This is a genomic window from Yoonia sediminilitoris (genome assembly GCF_003058085.1).
In the GTDB taxonomy this organism is placed as follows: Bacteria; Pseudomonadota; Alphaproteobacteria; order Rhodobacterales; family Rhodobacteraceae; genus Yoonia; species Yoonia sediminilitoris.
Map to the genome: position 1 here is coordinate 126,256 of NZ_QBUD01000011.1, position 17,145 is coordinate 143,400.

The 17,145-nt window shown below is 57.5% G+C and carries 21 protein-coding genes and 1 pseudogene; 11 read left to right on the top strand and 11 right to left on the bottom strand.

Annotated features, from left to right (window positions below; all coding sequences use genetic code 11):
- Positions 1 to 9 precede the first annotated feature (9 nt).
- Positions 10 to 1,863 (top strand): aspartate--tRNA ligase, encoded by a 1,854-nt coding sequence (gene aspS / locus C8N45_RS17390; RefSeq protein WP_108387527.1) that lies wholly within the window; start codon positions 10 to 12, stop codon positions 1,861 to 1,863.
- 13 nt (positions 1,864 to 1,876) lie between these two features.
- On the opposite strand, the gene C8N45_RS17395 is transcribed toward aspS, so the two are convergent.
- On the bottom strand, positions 1,877 to 2,593 hold the full coding sequence (locus tag C8N45_RS17395; protein ID WP_108387528.1) for a response regulator: 717 nt from the start codon (positions 2,591 to 2,593) through the stop codon (positions 1,877 to 1,879).
- A 127-nt stretch (positions 2,594 to 2,720) separates the two neighbouring features.
- On the opposite strand from C8N45_RS17395, the gene mce reads away from it, so the two are divergent.
- Positions 2,721 to 3,125 (top strand): methylmalonyl-CoA epimerase, encoded by a 405-nt coding sequence (mce, locus tag C8N45_RS17400; RefSeq protein WP_108387529.1) that lies wholly within the window; start codon positions 2,721 to 2,723, stop codon positions 3,123 to 3,125.
- A 67-nt stretch (positions 3,126 to 3,192) separates the two neighbouring features.
- Positions 3,193 to 3,480 carry a DUF1467 family protein gene (locus tag C8N45_RS17405; protein ID WP_108387559.1) on the top strand — a complete coding sequence of 96 codons (288 nt, stop codon included), beginning with the start codon at positions 3,193 to 3,195 and terminating at the stop codon, positions 3,478 to 3,480.
- Here the strand turns inward: C8N45_RS17405 and C8N45_RS17410 are convergent.
- Together C8N45_RS17410 and C8N45_RS17415 are read right to left on the bottom strand one after the other, a co-directional pair.
- Entirely contained in the window at positions 3,467 to 4,156 is a 690-nt protein-coding gene (locus C8N45_RS17410; RefSeq protein ID WP_108387530.1) for an EI24 domain-containing protein, read from the bottom strand. The two genes, C8N45_RS17405 and C8N45_RS17410, sit on opposite strands and share 14 nt — an antisense overlap.
- A complete protein-coding gene (locus C8N45_RS17415) occupies positions 4,153 to 4,731 on the bottom strand; it encodes a nitroreductase family protein (RefSeq protein WP_108387558.1) in 579 nt (192 codons plus the stop codon). The genes C8N45_RS17410 and C8N45_RS17415 overlap by 4 nt, the downstream gene beginning before the upstream one ends.
- A gap of 253 nt (positions 4,732 to 4,984) precedes the next feature.
- Here C8N45_RS17415 and C8N45_RS17420 point away from each other — a divergent pair, with 253 nt between their 5' ends.
- Positions 4,985 to 6,202: an NAD(P)/FAD-dependent oxidoreductase gene (locus C8N45_RS17420; RefSeq protein ID WP_108387531.1), complete on the top strand. Its 1,218-nt coding sequence runs from the start codon at positions 4,985 to 4,987 to the stop codon at positions 6,200 to 6,202.
- A 71-nt stretch (positions 6,203 to 6,273) separates the two neighbouring features.
- On the opposite strand, the gene C8N45_RS17425 is transcribed toward C8N45_RS17420, so the two are convergent.
- Both C8N45_RS17425 and C8N45_RS17430 read right to left on the bottom strand, forming a co-directional pair.
- Positions 6,274 to 7,371 carry a histone deacetylase-like amidohydrolase gene (locus C8N45_RS17425; RefSeq protein WP_108387560.1) on the bottom strand — a complete coding sequence of 366 codons (1,098 nt, stop codon included), beginning with the start codon at positions 7,369 to 7,371 and terminating at the stop codon, positions 6,274 to 6,276.
- A gap of 136 nt (positions 7,372 to 7,507) precedes the next feature.
- Positions 7,508 to 7,741: a DUF8831 family protein gene (locus tag C8N45_RS17430; protein ID WP_108387532.1), complete on the bottom strand. Its 234-nt coding sequence runs from the start codon at positions 7,739 to 7,741 to the stop codon at positions 7,508 to 7,510.
- 105 nt (positions 7,742 to 7,846) lie between these two features.
- Here C8N45_RS17430 and C8N45_RS17435 point away from each other — a divergent pair, with 105 nt between their 5' ends.
- Entirely contained in the window at positions 7,847 to 8,563 is a 717-nt protein-coding gene (locus C8N45_RS17435; protein WP_108387561.1) for a M48 family metallopeptidase, read from the top strand.
- A 42-nt stretch (positions 8,564 to 8,605) separates the two neighbouring features.
- Here the strand turns inward: C8N45_RS17435 and C8N45_RS17440 are convergent, their stop codons facing one another.
- Positions 8,606 to 8,860: a CBU_0592 family membrane protein gene (locus tag C8N45_RS17440; RefSeq protein WP_446001687.1), complete on the bottom strand. Its 255-nt coding sequence runs from the start codon at positions 8,858 to 8,860 to the stop codon at positions 8,606 to 8,608.
- A gap of 282 nt (positions 8,861 to 9,142) precedes the next feature.
- On the opposite strand from C8N45_RS17440, the gene C8N45_RS17445 reads away from it, so the two are divergent.
- A complete protein-coding gene (locus C8N45_RS17445; protein ID WP_108387534.1) occupies positions 9,143 to 9,517 on the top strand; it encodes a GFA family protein in 375 nt (124 codons plus the stop codon).
- Here C8N45_RS17445 and trhA read toward each other — a convergent pair.
- Positions 9,510 to 10,148 (bottom strand): PAQR family membrane homeostasis protein TrhA, encoded by a 639-nt coding sequence (trhA, locus tag C8N45_RS17450; RefSeq protein WP_108387535.1) that lies wholly within the window; start codon positions 10,146 to 10,148, stop codon positions 9,510 to 9,512. The genes C8N45_RS17445 and trhA overlap by 8 nt on opposite strands.
- 147 nt (positions 10,149 to 10,295) lie before the next feature.
- Between trhA and C8N45_RS17455 the strand changes: the two genes are divergently transcribed.
- The 4 genes from C8N45_RS17455 (at position 10,296) to lepA (ending at position 13,335) form a co-directional block, all read left to right on the top strand.
- Positions 10,296 to 10,652 (top strand): diacylglycerol kinase, encoded by a 357-nt coding sequence (locus C8N45_RS17455; RefSeq protein ID WP_108387536.1) that lies wholly within the window; start codon positions 10,296 to 10,298, stop codon positions 10,650 to 10,652.
- A gap of 99 nt (positions 10,653 to 10,751) precedes the next feature.
- Positions 10,752 to 10,982: a hypothetical protein gene (locus tag C8N45_RS17460; protein ID WP_108387537.1), complete on the top strand. Its 231-nt coding sequence runs from the start codon at positions 10,752 to 10,754 to the stop codon at positions 10,980 to 10,982.
- Between the two features lie 12 nt (positions 10,983 to 10,994).
- Positions 10,995 to 11,351, top strand: coding sequence for a YigZ family protein (locus C8N45_RS17465; RefSeq protein WP_108387538.1), 357 nt, complete (start codon positions 10,995 to 10,997; stop codon positions 11,349 to 11,351).
- A 184-nt stretch (positions 11,352 to 11,535) separates the two neighbouring features.
- Positions 11,536 to 13,335: a translation elongation factor 4 gene (gene lepA / locus C8N45_RS17470; RefSeq protein ID WP_108387539.1), complete on the top strand. Its 1,800-nt coding sequence runs from the start codon at positions 11,536 to 11,538 to the stop codon at positions 13,333 to 13,335.
- 728 nt (positions 13,336 to 14,063) lie between these two features.
- Here lepA and C8N45_RS17475 read toward each other — a convergent pair.
- Together C8N45_RS17475 and C8N45_RS23030 are read right to left on the bottom strand one after the other, a co-directional pair.
- A complete protein-coding gene (locus C8N45_RS17475; RefSeq protein ID WP_258793315.1) occupies positions 14,064 to 14,771 on the bottom strand; it encodes a gamma-glutamylcyclotransferase in 708 nt (235 codons plus the stop codon).
- A gap of 30 nt (positions 14,772 to 14,801) precedes the next feature.
- Positions 14,802 to 14,981: a hypothetical protein gene (locus C8N45_RS23030; protein WP_133176003.1), complete on the bottom strand. Its 180-nt coding sequence runs from the start codon at positions 14,979 to 14,981 to the stop codon at positions 14,802 to 14,804.
- Positions 14,982 to 15,245: 264 nt separating this feature from the next.
- On the opposite strand from C8N45_RS23030, the gene C8N45_RS17485 reads away from it, so the two are divergent.
- On the top strand, positions 15,246 to 15,857 hold the full coding sequence (locus tag C8N45_RS17485) for a GNAT family N-acetyltransferase (protein WP_245882725.1): 612 nt from the start codon (positions 15,246 to 15,248) through the stop codon (positions 15,855 to 15,857).
- Positions 15,858 to 15,960: 103 nt separating this feature from the next.
- On the opposite strand, the gene C8N45_RS17490 is transcribed toward C8N45_RS17485, so the two are convergent.
- Both C8N45_RS17490 and C8N45_RS17495 read right to left on the bottom strand, forming a co-directional pair.
- A complete protein-coding gene (locus C8N45_RS17490; protein ID WP_133176004.1) occupies positions 15,961 to 16,359 on the bottom strand; it encodes a hypothetical protein in 399 nt (132 codons plus the stop codon).
- Positions 16,360 to 16,502: 143 nt separating this feature from the next.
- Positions 16,503 to 17,051: pseudogene (locus C8N45_RS17495) on the bottom strand (transposase); the annotation flags it as partial.
- Positions 17,052 to 17,145 lie beyond the last annotated feature (94 nt).

Below are 17,145 nucleotides of genomic sequence, written 5' to 3' on the forward strand. Positions count from 1 at the left end.
CCTGTTCCAATGCATGCCTACCGCAGCCATACCTGTGCCGATCTGACCGCCGCCCAAGTGGGCGATACTGTTCGTTTGTCGGGGTGGGTCAATCGGGTCCGCGATCACGGTGGCATCCTGTTCATTGATCTGCGCGATCACTATGGGATCACGCAAGTGCTGTGCGATCCGGATTCGGCGGCCTTTGCCGATGTAGAAAAGGTCCGCTCGGAATGGTGTATCCGCATCGATGGTGAAGTGAAGGCGCGTGACCCTGAGTTGGTGAACGCAAAGCTGCCGACCGGCGAGATTGAAGTGTTCATCCGTGATATTGAAGTGCTGGGAGCTGCGAAAGAGCTGCCGCTGATGGTGTTTGGTGATCAGGAATACCCCGAGGAAACCCGCCTGAAATACCGTTATCTGGATCTGCGCCGCGAGGCGATGCAGGAAAATATGAAGTTGCGCTCTGACGTTGTGGCATCCATGCGACGCCGCATGTGGGACAGTGGATTTCGCGAGTATCAGACGCCTATCATTACCGCATCATCGCCCGAGGGCGCGCGCGACTTTCTGGTGCCGTCGCGTTTGCATCCCGGCAAGTTCTATGCGTTGCCTCAGGCACCCCAGCAGTTCAAACAGCTGATCATGGTGTCGGGTTATGACAAATATTTCCAGATTGCCCCCTGTTTCCGTGATGAGGACCCGCGCGCTGACCGCTCGCCCACGGATTTTTATCAGTTGGATCTGGAGATGTCCTTTGTCGAACAGCAGGATGTGTTTGATACCATCCAGCCCGTCCTGACGGGCATTTTCGAAGAGTTCGGGGGTGGCCGCAAGGTTGACCAGACGTGGGAGCAGATTTCCTATCGCGATGCCGCCTTGTGGTATGGCTCTGACAAGCCGGACCTGCGCAACCCCATTAAAATGCAAGTGGTCTCTGACCACTTCCGCGATTCCGGTTTTGCGATTTTCGCAAAACTCCTGGAGCAGGAAGGCACCGAGGTGCGCGCCATTCCTGCCCCGACGGGAGGATCGCGCAAGTTTTGCGACCGGATGAATGTCTTTGCCCAGAAAGAAGGGTTGCCGGGGATGGGCTATATCTTCTGGCGCGAAAAGACCGCCGATGCCGTTGCACAGGAACTGGGCATTCCCGTGAAAGAGGCACAGGCGAAGTTGAAATCGGGCGAAGTGGAAGGCGGCATGGAAGCTGCCGGTCCGTTGGCCAAGAACATTGGACCACAGCGCACCGAAGCCATTCGCCAGCAGCTTGGTCTTGGTCTGGGCGACGCCGCGTTTTTCCTTGGCGGCAAGCCCAAGGCGTTTGAGGCCGTCGCAGGCCGTGCCCGCAATGTCATTGGCGAAGAATTGGGCCTGACTGACAAGAATCGCTTTGCCTTTGCCTGGGTCGTTGATTTCCCGATCTACGAGCAGGACGAGGAAACCGGCAAGATTGATTTCGAGCATAACCCTTTCTCGATGCCGCAAGGCGGGATGGACGCACTGGAGGGCGATCCGCTGGAGGTGCTGGGTTATCAGTATGATCTGGCCTGTAATGGCTATGAACTGGTGTCGGGTGCGATCCGGAACCATCGCCCCGAGATCATGTTCAAGGCGTTTGAATTGGCGGGCTATGGCAAGGACGAGGTTGAAAAGCGCTTTGGAGGGATGGTCAATGCGTTCCAGTATGGTGCCCCGCCGCACGGTGGCTGCGCCGCTGGTATTGACCGGATTGTCATGCTGCTGGCGGATGCATCGAATATTCGCGAAGTCATCATGTTCCCGATGAACCAGCGTGCCGAGGACCTGATGATGGACGCCCCGTCAGAGCCACAGAATGAACAGTTGCGCGAGTTGCGCCTGCGGGTTTTGCCACCGGAGAGCTGAGGTCGCATCGCCCCTACAGGGGGCCACTGGCCGCGATGCGTGACTGGACCATCTCCGACAGGGCCGCCACGCTTGCGTCAAGGTTGGCGCCGCCTTGCCGCAGACTGTCCAGATCGCGGATGGCGAGATCAAGTTCGTCATCGGATGCGCTGCGTGCGACCCCGCTGAGGAACTGCGTCACATAGTCAAGATTGGTGCTGCCATCTGCGTCTGCCAGCACTTGGGCGATATGGTTCAGGTCGTCGTGATAGGCGACCGGATCAGGTGTCACGATTTCATCGGGGATTTCGCGGGGGACGGGGGGCTGTCTTTCTGCGGGCAGGTGGCGCAGAATGGCGTTCTGGAATTCGGCCAGGTTTTCAATGGGCTTTGCGATAAAGCCGTCAGCCCCGGCCTTCATGACGTCGGGTTCCACTGCGGTGTCCCCACTGATCCCGATAATTACATCAATCCGTCCGCTGCTTTCCGCCAGCGACCGGATCAGTTCAAGCCCAGAGCCGTCCGGCAGCCCGACATCGACCAGCAACACTGTCGGTCGGTAGACGGTCAGATGCCGGTGCGCGTTTTCCAGACTGTCGGCCCGGCGAATTCTGGCCCCCGAGCGCAGGCACAACATCCGCAGCGCCTCGCAGGCGTATCGGCTGTCTTCCACAACCAGCACAGTCAGGCCCAAAAGGGGTCGCCGCGCCGTCGGCGCACGGGTGAGCATCAGGTCATCAAGGCCATTCATAGCGATTCTCCCTATTGGGTGTCTTGTCCTTCATTCAAATCAGTTCAAAGTGAACAGGTCCTTAATTCCGATGCACGTTGCACCTGCCGATGCAGGCAGTATGTTGGCCAAAAAAAGGAGTCTCTAGATGATTGGACGATTGAACCATGTCGCCATAGCGGTGCCCGATCTGGAGGCCGCAAGTGCCCAATATCGAACGATGCTCGGCGCTGATGTCGGCCCGCCGCAGGACGAGCCTGACCATGGGGTGACGGTGGTGTTTATTACCCTGCCCAATACCAAGATCGAATTGCTGTACCCGTTGGGCGACGGATCCCCTATCCAGGGGTTTCTGGACAAGAACCCGTCGGGGGGCATCCATCATATATGTTACGAGGTCGATGATATCCTTGCCGCCCGCGACCATCTGCTGGCCGAGGGCGCCCGCGTGCTGGGCGGGGGCGCGCCAAAGATTGGCGCGCATGGCAAGCCGGTCCTGTTTTTGCATCCCAAGGATTTCAACGGTTGCCTGATCGAGCTTGAACAGGTTTAAGGAGCGGCCCCTTGTTCTATCCGCCGATCGACGTATCTAGACACTAAATGATTTGGAAGGAATGACCATGGGACCTGTATCCGCCATCGTCTTGTTCGCTGTGGTCTGGGCCATGGTTTTCTTTGTTGTGCTGCCCTTGCGCATGGTGAGTCAGGGGGACGCGGGTGACGTGGTGCCCGGCACCCATGCCTCTGCCCCGGCGGACGCGCAAATCGGGCGCAAGGCCAAGATCACAACGCTATGGGCCGTGCCGATCTGGGCGATCATCGCGGGCACGATCCTGTCCGGTGTCATCTCTGTGCGCGACATCGACTGGTTTGACCGCATGGCGACGCCAAAGGTCAGTGCCGATTAAGCCGGTGGAACAGATGGGTAAATGTCGCGGCACCCAGGATCGGTATGAACAGATTGACCAGCGGAAAAGCCAGCGGCACCGCCATCAGGCAGCCCGCGACCCAGATTGTGCCGCTATATTGTTTGCGCAGCGCCTTGGCCCCGTCCCGCCCGATGCGGCGCATGGCTGCAAGCTGGAAATATTCACGCCCCAGTAGATAGCCGTTCAGCCCGAAAAATATGAAAATCGCAGCCCACGGCAGCAGCGCATAAAGGATGAACGCCCCGATGTTGGCGGCGATCAGCACTCCCATGAAGTTCACCGAATCCTTTAGCCCTTGTGCGAAAGTCACTGGCGGAGCCGGGGGCAACGTGGGGTAGTGTTTTTCCTCGACCGCTTGGGCCACCTCATCCAGAAACAGCGATGTGATCGCCGAGGCGACAGGCACCATCAGAAAGATCGACAGGATCAAAACAAAGCCAAGCGATCCCCAGCTGAGCAAGTCACCAAGCCATGTGATTTCACCGACAAACGGAATGCTGATTGGTGCGTCTGTCAGCCATTGCACCAGTTGCAGCAAAAGGGCGTAAATCCCGAAGAGCAGCGCGATGGTCAGGCCAATGCCCCGCCAAAGTACGCTTTGAAATCGCCGATCAGGCAATTGCCCGATGGCTTTCAGGAAATCCCCGAGGATCATGTGTCGATCCATGTGGTGATGGCGTCGATATCGGGCCGTGGCCGTTCCGGCGGGCGGGATGTTTCGGTGCCCAGATGGATGAAACCGGCAACGGTTTCATGATCGGCCAGCCCAAGACCATCGCGGATGAAGTCGCGGTCATGGCTGGCCCAGCCTGATAGCCAGTTGGCCCCCCAGCCCGCAGCCAGTGCCGCGTTGACCAATGCCAGACAAACCGCGCCTGCCGAATAGACCTGTTCAATGGCCGGGATCTTGTCCGAAGGTTTTGGCGCGCTGATGACAGCGACAGCCAGATCGGCGCGTGCAAACTGGCCATGGGCCTTGTCGATCTTGTCGGGGTCAAGGCCAAGTTCGGCGCCGCGCAGCGGAACACGCGCTGCCAGTCGGGACAGCGCTGGTTTGCCCAGCACGATAAAACGCCAGGGTTCCAGTTTGCCATGGTCCGGCGTGCGGGCGGCTGCGGTCAAGAGCAGTGTAACGGTTGCGCGGTCCGGGACCGGCAGGGTCAAGGTCTTGGCCGGGCGCGAGCGCCGGGTCAGCAGGAAATCGAGGGCGGCTTGGTTGCGGTCGGGCATGCGGTGTCCTTTGGTGGTGTTGCCTCCGAGGTAAGCGGTCAAGGCCGATCTGACAACTGGTTCGGACATCGGTGTTGTGTTTGATTGGGTGTGTGGTCGGGGGGGCGCCACAGGAGATGCCGCCGAAATCAGATGTTTGAGAATCGCGTGTGTGGCGGCATACTCATCTTCAAGTCGTTTTGCGGCAGCTGAAACAACTCAGGGTCAGCCTGGGGCTGCGGTTGCGGACCAGGGATCAAGTGGAGGATTACTCATGCGAACGCATCAGGTTTTGATTGTGGGGGCCGGTGCGGCGGGTCTGTCGACCGCGGCGAGTATCCTCAAACGGCAACCGTCTTTTGATGTGGCCATTATTGAACCCGCAGAGGACCACTTCTATCAGCCGGGCTGGACGATGGTGGGGGCGGGGGTCTTTTCCAAAGCGCAGACCAAACGCAGCATGGATGCGATCTGGCCATCCAAGGTCAAGCGGATCAAGGGGGCCGTGGCCAGTTTTGAGCCGGACGCAAATAGTGTGACGTTGGAGGACGGGCGGGAAATCGGTTACGATCTTTTGATCGTCGCACCAGGCCTGAAACTGGATTGGGGGGCGGTCGAGGGGCTTGAAGAGGCGCTGGGCCAGAACGGCGTGACCTCGAATTACCGGTACGATCTGGCGCCTTACACGTGGCAACTGGTGCGCGAAATGAAGGCGCGGGGCACGGCGATTTTCACGCAACCTCCGATGCCGATCAAATGTGCGGGCGCGCCGCAAAAGGCGATGTATCTGTCGTGCGACGAATGGATGCGCGCGGGCAAACTGGTGGGCATGGATGTGTCATTCTGCAATGCAGGACCTGTGCTGTTTGGTGTGGCGGCTTATGTGCCGCCGTTGATGGAATATGTCGAACGCTACGGCATTGATCTGGATTTCGGGCACAACCTGATCAAGGTGGATGGTCCGGCGCAAAAAGCTTGGTTCAGCGTGACGCGCGAGGGGGCCGCAGCAGAGACCGTTGAGCGCAGTTTTGACATGCTGCACGTGTGCCCGCCGCAGTGCGCGCCTGATTTTGTCAAGGCAAGCCCGCTGGCCGACGGGGCCGGGTGGGTCGATGTCGACCCCGCGACGTTGCAGCATACGCGCCATGCGAATATCTTTGCTTTAGGGGATGTGGCGTCGACCCCGAATGCCAAGACCGCTGCCGCCGCGCGCAAACAGGCCCCGATTGTGGCAATGAACGCGATTGCGGTGCTGAAGGGGCGGCAACCCTGGCGGCATTATGACGGCTACGGGTCCTGTCCGCTGACGGTCGAAAAGGGGAAAATCATCTTGGCAGAGTTTGGGTATGGGGGCAAATTGATGCCGTCCTTTCCGTGGGATAGCACGGTGCCGCGCTATTCTGCTTGGGTATTGAAATCAACAATTCTGCCGGCACTTTACTGGCATGGCATGCTCAAGGGTCACGAATGGCTCGCGCGACCCGCGTCGTAAGATGGATCTGATCCATCTTGCCTGTCGGGGGGATGGGTCAAGACCCATCTTACGGACCAGCAATGTCGGACCTAAAGCCGACCCGCGATTTCCGACATGATCTCGTCAAGATAGGCGTCAAACCGCGGGTCAGGTTGCCTTGCCGCAAACGCCTCCGCGAACGGATCATGCGCATGGCAGGTGCTGCCGGACATCACCTCCAGCACGCGATGTCCACAAAAGGGCACATAGGTTTCTGAATAGCCGCCTTCGTGGGTCATCATCAGTTTCCCGCCGCAGACCTCGTCCGCCAGATCAAGGACCTGTCGTGTCATCAGCCCGAACGTTTCTGCTGTCGCAAGCATCCGCCCCAGCGGATCGTTGGCGGCGGCGTCATAACCGCAGGCGATGATCAGTACATCAGGGGCGAACGCGCTTATTGCAGGAAGCGCCAAACGCTCCATCGCGGCAAGATAACCTTTTTGACCGGTCCCTGCGGGCAGCGGGATGTTCAGGTTGAAGCCCTCACCCGCACCGCGCCCCCTGTCATCCGTGCGACCGGTATCCAGCGGATAGTTTCTGTCTTGATGGATCGAAACGGTCAAAACGTCGGCCCTGTCGTAAAATACCGCCTCCGTTCCGTTGCCATGATGCACATCCCAATCCAACACGGCAAAGCGCTGGCCCACACCGACAGCCTTTGCAGCCTCGATCGCGATGGCGATATTGTTCAGCAGACAAAACCCGTTCGGCCAGTCAGGCAGGCAATGGTGCCCCGGCGGGCGCGACAGGGCGTAGGCGTTGGCCAACTGACCCTCGAGCACTGCAAGCAGCGCCGCTTTCGTCAGACCTGCGGATTGCGCCGCGATCTGGTACCCGCCAGCACCAAACGGCGCGCGCAGCCCGATTTCGCCGCCGCCCGCGTCGGACAGGGCCTTGAACTTGTCCAGATAGGCGGCCGGATGGACCCGCAGCAAATCGGCCTGCGTGGCAGGGGCGGCCCCTTGCAGGACCAGATCATCCGCAAGACCTGTGACAGTGATCAGGTTTTTCAGGCGCCGTTTGGTTTCGGGGCTTTCGGGCAGGCCGCCATCCATCGGCTGCACCAGCCCGCCCACAGGCAGCATTTGCGCGTAGTTGCCGCCGCCGTGCCAGAAACATGTCTCGTCCCAGAAAAAGCCTGTTTTCATTTTCGCCTCCGCAATATGGGTGAACTTTGCGCAACGGGCATCTGGCCACAAGGGGCATTGGAAAAAGCCCCTTGGGTGTGGGAATTCAGCGGGTGTAGCAATAGAATTTTGCGCGCGGATTTCAAATGAAAGAAGTCTAGGCTTTTCGCAGCTGGTACATGCCTTCTGGCAGGTTCAGTGCCGCTTGCAGGTCGCGCAGTTGCGTTAGCGACAGCGTGATTTGCATCACCTCATCATTGCGCGGGTCAAGCTGGGTGATGGTCACGCAATCCTCGAATGCGTTGATGACGACGTCCTCCAGCAGCGGGGCCTTGCCTTCATCGACCAGCGTGACGACGGTCGCGTCATATTCGTGCTCTATCGTAAACATGAGCCAAGCGTAACTTGCTGATGTGGCGATGCAAGCGTCTTTTGGGGTCTGGAAGCCTGCAGCAGACCTGCTAGTTTATAAGCAAGCACAACTGGAGAAGACATGATGCGATTGCTCCCTCTTGCCCTGATTGCGGCATTGGCCGCATGCGAACCGATAGCCGATACCGCGCCGCGCAATGCGCCGCCCGCTCAACCGGTTCTACAGCAAGCCCCCGTAGGTCCAAAGCTGTCGACCCGAGCTGCCCTGAACAATTTCCGCACAGTGACCCGCGTGGTCGAGCCTGTCGCCGAACGTGAATGTCGCAGGCTGGCCCCCAATCTGAATTGCGACTTCCGGATTGTGGTGGATGATCGCGCGGGTCAGCCTGCCAATGCCTATCAAACCCTTGACAAGAACGGCCGCCCGATCATTGCCTTTACGGTGCCTTTGATTGCCGACACGCGGAACAGGGATGAGTTGGCCTTTGTCATGGCGCATGAGGCCGCACACCACATTCGCGGCCATATTGCCCGCCAGCAGCAGAACGCCACTGTCGGCGCGCTGGTTTTCGGCGGGCTTGCGGGCGCGCTTGGGGCCACGGATGCGATGCAAACCGCCCGGCAATTGGGGGCCACTGTGGGCGCGCGGACCTATTCCAAGAACTTCGAGCTTGAGGCCGACGCATTGGGTACCCGTATTACGGCTGCCGCGGGCTACAACCCGTTGAAGGGTGCAGAGTTCTTTTTCCGCATCCCTGATCCGGGCGATAAGTTTCTGGGCACCCATCCCGCCAATGCGGACCGTTTGCGCGCCGTGCAAAGGGCTGCTGCTGGTTTGTAGGGGCTGGTCGCTGGCTTTGGAGCGTTATGTGAAAAGCCCGGGTCAGCCAACGCTTTGACGGAAAACATCCGCCTGCGCGGGACGCCGCAGGCGGATGAAAATAGCCAGAGCCGACGCCATGATCCAAAATATCCGGATCAGCGCCGATGGCAGGTTGAACGACACAGTCATCCCGACCCGACCCATCAGCGCGGCTACGCCATTTATCGCAAAATAAGCGACTGGGGCCGCCGTAAGTCTATCAAGCGTCAAATACAGGTCGTTCAGTACATATAGACCGAACCCTGCCATACCGATGACGTGATAAAACCCGGCGGAACTGTTGGTAACAACACACTCATGAACAGGTCCGCTTTAAAGTAACTCGTAAACCCGTGCGGCTGAAACAAGGCCGCGCATACTCTTCGATTGTGAGTGCCCTTTTCTTAGCGGAAAGACTTGCTGACGTCAGGTCATGTAATCCTGACCTTGGGTTAGAAGTGGGGTATGGTTTTCCTGACCATGCGATAGTTGGTGCCAGCAGGCGGCACAACTTTGGCGTGTTTGGGAAGGCGGCGAAATGAGAGAAAGGTGCGCAAGATGACAGTTAAAGGCAGTTGTCACTGTGGTGGCGTCTCATATGAATATCGCCATACGCCGCGCTGGACGACGTCTTGTAACTGTGGGATCTGCCGCAGGCTTGGCGCGCTGTGGATCTATGCGCCAATTGCGCAGATCACGGTGACGGGTCAGACACGCAGTTATGCTTATGGCGAGCGCAGCCTTGCGTTCCACAGCTGCGCCACCTGCGGTGTCACGACCCATTGGGAGAACCTCACCCCCGATGCGGATGGCGCCTATATGGCCGTCAACCTGCGTCTGGCTGCGCCATCCGTTGTTGCAAAAGTGCCGGTGCGCCATTTTGACGGCGCGGACAGCTGGATGTTTCTTGACGCGGGTTCTGACGCTAGCTGATGTGGCCGACCCCAAGGGCGATCCCTGCGTAAAAGCAGGCCGAGGCGGCGATGACGAACCCGTGCCAGATTGCCATCGCATATTTCATCTTTTCAGCGGCATAGAAGGGGACTCCGGCGGTGTAAAGCAGGCCGCCCACGGCCATCAGCACCAGAGCGCCGCCCGGTACGACGGGCCAGAGCGACCAGATCAGCGCAAGGCTGAGCCATCCCATAACCAGATACAGCGCGGGCCCGAAGCGCCCCGGCGTGCGCCAGAAGAACAGCTTGAGCACCATGCCGATGATCGCCAACCCCCAGACAACCGCCAGCACCAGATAGGCAAAGGCGCTGCCGATCATCACGACAAGCGGCGTGTAGGTGCCTGCAATTTTCAGATAGATCGCGGCGTGATCAAAACGGCGCAGCGTCGGGCGGATATGTTCCCACGGGGTCATGTGATACATGGCAGATGCGGCAAAGGTTGCGATCAGGGTCGCGCCATAGATCGCAAGCCCTGCCATTTGTGCCGGACTGGTCATGCCAGCCGCCCAGACGATCAGCATGACGGCCCCGGTGCAGGCGCCAATTACGCCGATGGCATGCATCGATCCGTCAGCGATACGCTCTGATCTGACATAGGTTGGGTACATGGCTTGGGTCCTGCGTGGCCTGCATATCATGCTAGACGGCGGCACCGGCAGGTCAATTGTTTCGTAGGGTCAGCCACAGGTCTTGGCTTTCTGGAGAAGATAGCTCAATTTCGCATAAAGATCAAAAAGGCGCAAAAGGACGGCATCATGTGGAACCAACTCAAACGCGTGCAGCAACGCGCGATTTGGTCGTGGAACGGCTTTGCGCATGTGTGGCAAACCGAAGGGTCGCTCAGGCAGTGGATCGTGTTGAACGTGGTGTTCGGGGTGCTGGCCTTTGTCCTGCCGATTTCGGCGGGCGAGCGGGGGATGCTGCTGATGGGCGGGATCATGGTTCTTGGGGTGGAATGTATGAATACAGCTATCGAACGGGTTGTTGACGATATTGGCACGGATCAGCGGGATGCGGCGAAATATGCCAAGGATACCGCCTCTGCCGCGGTGGCTTTGACGGGGATCGCTGTGGGCGTTGCATGGGTCTGTGTTCTGATTGGTTTGCTTTAGGGTCCCGACACCTGGGCCAGCTGCTGTGACGTTCTGTGTACTGGACGCAAGGGGCAGTTGCGTCCTAGACTAGCGCTATCAAACAAAACGGAGGTTTCAATGCGTCTGACTGTTATTGCCCTTGCACTGCTGCCCGGTGCAGCATTTGCCCAATCCGTGACCCTGCCCTCTGACACGGTCACGGCCCAATCCGGCCAAAGCTGTCCCGCTGGCACGGTAATGAGCGGGTCCGCCTGCGTGACACCCGAACAAGCCGTAACACCGGCGCAAAGTTTCGGCGGCGGCCATGATTGCAGCTCACGAACCAAGACCGACGCGGTCAGCTCCTAAAGGCCGCCCCCGCTGCATATTATCCCGAATGCACTGACCGACCGGGGATCGAAATACGCGGTCTCGGGTGGGAAGGTTTCATCGGCAGAGGAGGCGCGCGCGTTTGTCAAGGCGCTGTGCCGAAACAAGAAATTTGCCAAGGCCACGCACAATACATGGGCGGTTCTGTTGCCCGATGGTCCGTTGAAGAATGACGACGGCGAAAGCGGGGCAGGGATGGTGATTGTGCGGATGCTGGAACGTGAAGGATTGCAGGGGCACATCATCGTCGTGACCCGCTGGTTCGGGGGCACGAAGCTGGGCGGCGACAGATTCCGGCGCGTGCAGGACGCAGTGCGGGTCTATCTGGATGACTTGGGGAAGAAGTAAGCCAGCACTCTGATACAATTCCCCGCGCGGCATGCCTGTGGCATGACGGGAAGGCGCTTCGCACCCCTCACATCCACCCGCGTCCTAACGCCTCAGCCCTGACACTCTACACCACCAATCCCCTTGCAAAACCCCCGATCTCGGGCCATTGACAGGCACTACCCTTGCATAGGCCGCCTGATCCATGACTGACCTGTCCCATATCCGCAATTTCTCCATCGTCGCCCATATCGACCATGGCAAATCGACGCTGGCTGACCGCCTGATCCAGTCCACCAACACGGTCGCCGACCGCGATATGAAGGCGCAGATGCTGGACTCGATGGATATTGAGCGCGAACGGGGCATTACCATCAAGGCCAACACCGTCCGCATCGATTATCTGGCGGATAATGGCGAGACATATGTGCTCAACCTGATCGACACGCCCGGGCATGTGGATTTCGCCTATGAGGTCAGCCGTTCCATGCGTGCAGTCGAAGGGTCGCTGCTGGTGGTGGACAGCACCCAAGGGGTCGAGGCGCAGACGCTGGCCAACGTCTATCAGGCGATTGACGCGGATCACGAGATCGTGCCGGTGCTGAACAAGATCGACCTGCCTGCCGCCGAATGTGACCGGGTTGCCGAACAGATCGAGGATGTGATCGGGATTGACGCGTCCGGCGCCATTCGGGTCAGCGCCAAGACGGGCATCGGTATCCATGAAACGCTAGAAGCGATCGTCAACCTGCTGCCCGCGCCCAAAGGCGACCGTGATGCGCCTCTCAAGGCGATGCTGGTGGATTCGTGGTACGACAGTTACCTTGGTGTCATCGTGCTGGTGCGCATCGTTGACGGGGTGATGAAAAAGGGCGACCGGGTCAAATTCATGTCCAACGGGACGATCCATGGCATCGACAAGATTGGCGTCTTCCGGCCACAGATGCAGGATGTGGCCGAACTGGGCCCGGGCGAGATCGGCTTTATCACAGCCAGCATCAAGCAGGTGCGCGACACGCGGGTCGGTGACACGATCACGTCGGAACGCAAAGGGTGCGACGCCCCTTTGCCCGGCTTCAAGCCCGCGCAGCCGGTGGTGTTCTGTGGTCTGTTCCCCGTCGACAGTTCCGAATTCGAAGACCTGCGCGACGCCATCGACAAACTGGCGCTGAATGACGCCTCTTTCAGTCACGAGATGGAAACATCCGCCGCCCTTGGCTTTGGTTTCCGCTGCGGGTTCCTTGGGCTGCTGCACCTTGAGGTGATCCGTGACCGGATCGAGCGTGAGTACAATATCGAGTTGATCACAACGGCACCGTCGGTCGTCTATCACGTCTATATGCGTGATGGCGAGATGGTCGAATTGCACAACCCCGCCGACATGCCCGACCTGACCCTTGTGGACCATCTGGAGGAACCGCGTATCAAGGCGACCATTCTGGTGCCCGATGAGTATCTGGGTGATGTTCTCAAGCTGTGTCAGGACCGGCGCGGCGTGCAGTTGGACCTGACCTATGCGGGGTCCCGCGCGATGGTGGTCTATGACCTGCCCCTGAACGAAGTGGTGTTCGATTTCTACGACAGGCTGAAATCCGTAACCAAGGGCTATGCATCGTTTGATTATCAGATGACCGGCTATCAGCAGGATAATCTGGTGAAAATGTCCGTGCTGGTGAATGACGAACCGGTTGATGCGCTATCGATGATGGTCCACCGCGACCGTGCCGAGCAGCGGGGGAGGGCGATGGTCGAGAAACTGAAAGACCTGATCCCGCGCCATATGTTCAAGATCCCCATTCAGGCGGCCATCGGCGGCAAGGTCATCGCACGCGAGACGCTGTCGGCCCTGCGCAAGGATGTGACCGCCAAATGCTATGGCGGCGACGCATCGCGCAAACGCAAACTGCTGGACAAGCAGAAGGCGGGGAAAAAGAAGATGCGGCAATTCGGGAAAGTGGATATCCCGCAGGAAGCGTTCATATCAGCCCTCAAGATGGACTCATAGTCCATCGTGAGTGGCAGTGGGCGTAAGCCATTGGCCTAGCCAATGGCGGGGTAATGCTTCTAATTTTGATGCGGTCCAGCCGTAGAATGCAGGTGGCTGTTTTCAGTTTCCTTGCGGGTGTCATGCCGCCAATGCCATTCAGCTTGCGACTGTTTTCGGCTGGACGTTACGCCATGTGACGCGGATGATTGAGGCCTACGTTGTTGTCGGAGGTGACAAAACCGACAATATTTCAGAGCTCGTTGCGAACGCAGAAAAGAACGTCTAGTTGGCGAAAAGGCGCGCAAAGTCAGCAAGGGCTGTCGTCCAACCTCAATGGTGCAGCTGCTTGTCTTCAAGCTGGTCGCTTCTGGATAAAGAGAGACTCTAATGTCTTCAACAGATCCCAAAGCGATCTGTTTGCGGCCTGCGCAAAAGTTATCTTTCTTCGGGTTGCAGACATAAAAGCTTAAGACATGCTGTGGTGAATTGAAATGTCTGCTTTGGGGAAGCTGCCCCGCAGCAACCGCACCTATCATGAATGTCGGCTGTGGGCCGTTCGCTGCACGAGCGACTAATGTCGGCTGCCGGTGGAGCACTGTGGTCCAAAACTACGTTGAGTTGCTGTGCTCCCAGAGTATTTCCAGTTCCTGTGTTAACAGAGGGGTGCAAGTTACTATGTGCCGAACACTGTATTGCATTTTCTCCGTTAACACAGCGAATCCAAACACTGTGTCCAACACCGTAAATCAGCCTGTAAAACCACGCGACAACACACGACAAACTGCGCGATAAGTGTGCAACGCAGGAGGTAAGAACTGTGCGATGGCTATGCTGCTGTAGTTGTTTGTAAAAATGGTGCCCCGGGGCGGAATAGAACCACCGAAATGAGGATTTTCAAGCCACAAGTTCGAAACCGTCTTTGGGGTGCCCTCGAATTCATGGGACATACGGCGAAGGGAATCCGAGGTGGCGTATAATTCCGAGATGTGAGTGTCGTCGACTTCGAGTAAGTCGAGACGTTCATGCAGGTCTGACAAGTAGTCGAAATTGCCGCCGAACATTCCCGTCGCTCGCGCAATCATCTCGGCCTGCTGCAGGAGCGGGATGCCAGGTTTGATATCGCTGTGATCGTGGTTGGCCACGAAGCCCAGTGCCTCTATCGGACCAGCAATGGTGTCCAAGCTGAGCCAGGTTGGACGATAGACCGGGACCAGAATTTCCCGCTGGAACAGGACAAACGTCTCACGATCCAGCTTCTTTTGTGGCACACGAAAAGCAAGACCTTCACAACTGCCGTCCGCATCAATGGCAAACATCAACCCGGGTTCTTCAATTGAACCTCGGCCTCCGTCGTCCCACAGGCAAAAGCTGTGTTGGTATCCAATACATCGCGCATGGCGAACTTCGTCAAACTCCACAGACGGGTCCCACATCAACGAGCCATAGGCAAAAATCCAAAGATCCTATTCCCAGCGACCTTCCAGCTACCTGAGCCTATCGGCTTCGCGCTCTTCACAGGGAGTGTGCCAATCAGAAGGAAATCCAGCTTTCGCGACTTGAGCGTCGATATCGCCGAGGTCCACATCGCGGAAGAATGACTCCACCGCCGGTTTGATTTTTCCGCGCAGTTCAGGGTGAAGATGATATGCATCTCTTTCAGCCAAAGGTTTGCCCCCTTTGCGCAAGTATTAGCAAGAAAGTAGGAAATCATCCGTAGCTTGTGAGCCGACTGGCCTTAAGTCCATGAACCAATTGCGCCCGTTGCCGTCATCTGACGGCTGGACTCAAAGAAGCTTTGCCAGCGTCCGACATTCTGGATTCATCAAATATTTGATATCAGATGGCGAACATGAACTCTACTCTAACATCTGTGTTTGGCAAAGAAGCGATGTGCTATCCATTGTGTTCCAAAACACTGTGGGGCAAGCATGGTGTTAACACGATGCATTTCAGTTCGTTTGTTGCCTGCATCACTATCATCAAAAATTCCGCAAAGCTCAGATATTATGGTTAATACATTGATCTCCCCTCCAACAATTCGCACGGAACGTTTGGTGCTGCGCGCACCTGCGTCAGAGGATTTGCCAGCCTGGACAGCGTTCCTTGCGTCAAAGCGCACTGCTCATGTCGGCGGCACAAAAAATGAAGCTGAAGCCTTTGTCGATTTTGCAGCACTGATTGGCCATTGGACGCTCCGTGGATATGGTCGCTGGATGCTAGTCAATCCGGATAATGATGAACTACTTGGATCAGTCGGGCTCTTTTATCCCGTCGGATGGCCAGAGCCAGAAATTGCCTGGACTATGTTCGAAGCAGCAGAAGGCAAGGGCTATGCTTTCGAAGCGGCAATTGCCACACGTGACTTTGCCTATGGTAATCTAGGGTTCAACACTGTGGTTTCTTGTATTGCGCCCGGTAATGATCGATCGATTGCCTTGGCGGAGCGGATGGGGGCGGCGTTTGAAAGATATTTCCAACACGCGGACATTGGTCAAATGGCGGTTTACCGTCACCTCGGACCCACTGAGTGTGGTCACTAGATGACTGCTGAGCAGAAACTCCGCATTATCAATGTGTTTTATTCATAATCAGCCATCTCTCCGGATGCTGAAACGGCCAAGCGATGTGGCCGTCGGCGCAATCCTATGCGCCAACTTCTGAGATTCTTGCGTGATAGAAGTCTTGAAGTGCACAAATCCGATTCTGGTCCAACAGCTCACCACTGATAATCTCGCCGAGTTGTTCTTCTACCGTTGCCTTGGTCGTCCATGACGTGGATGGCTCGTTGGTCAGCCGGCGGTCTCGGATCGCAGCGCTTGCTGCTGACCGGTAGTTCATGGATGCAAACTCTGGGGCATTGGAGAAGATAGAGGCATCGCAAAGGTCTAGGTCGAGGAAAGCAACAGAGTTCCTGTTCTGCGGGTTTGTACCTGCGTAAACACCGAAACAGGATCGTAGTGGTGCCGCGCTAAATCGATCGATCAGGCGCACGGGATGCCCGCTTTTTAGCAATCGATCAATTTGGTGTTTGTCGCGGTTCAACAAGCATTGGTCCCAGACGGCAGGCGCGCGCTTGCGAATGAGTGATGCCATATGGATTGTTGTCTCTACTGTCCGTCGTCAGGGTTTTTGGAACCAATGCGGGCCTAAACTGATTGAGAGTTTGGCTCATCTGTTTGGTTTGATTATGCGGCGTGCTGGCGGTGATGCAAGCGCTGCGCTTGGAGCGTCTTTCGTTTGATCCTTTCTCTTTGCTTTAGAATGGCTGTGTCCCGTCCGAAGTAGACGTCAGCGGGTGTGACGTTGTTGATGCTCTCGTGGTAGCGCTGGTGGTTGTAGTGTTCGACGAAGGCTTCGATCTGAGCTTCAAGGTCACCCGGCAGGAAGTAGTTTTCCAGCAAGATGCGGTTCTTTAAGGTTTGGTGCCAGCGTTCAATCTTGCCTTGGGTTTGCGGATGATACGGGGCACCGCGCGAGTGCTTCATTCCTTTGTCCTGCAGCCACTCAGCCAGATCGCCCGAGACGTAACTGGATCCGTTGTCGCTCAGCAGCCGAGGCTTGTGGACGATATGCACCTGATCGCAGCCTGATGCCTGCAAGGCCAGGTCCAGCGTGTCTGTTACATCTTCGGTTCTCATGTTGGTGCAAAGTTTCCAGGAGACGATGTAGCGGCTGTAGTCGTCGAGGACCGTACTGAGATAGAACCAGCCTCAGCCCAGAACCTTGATGTAGGTACCAGCGATAAAATGTGGTGCGTGGAATGCCGAGCTTGGTCAGCGTCAGACGTGCCGACAGATGGCTTTCTTCGACCAGCCGGATAATCTCAAG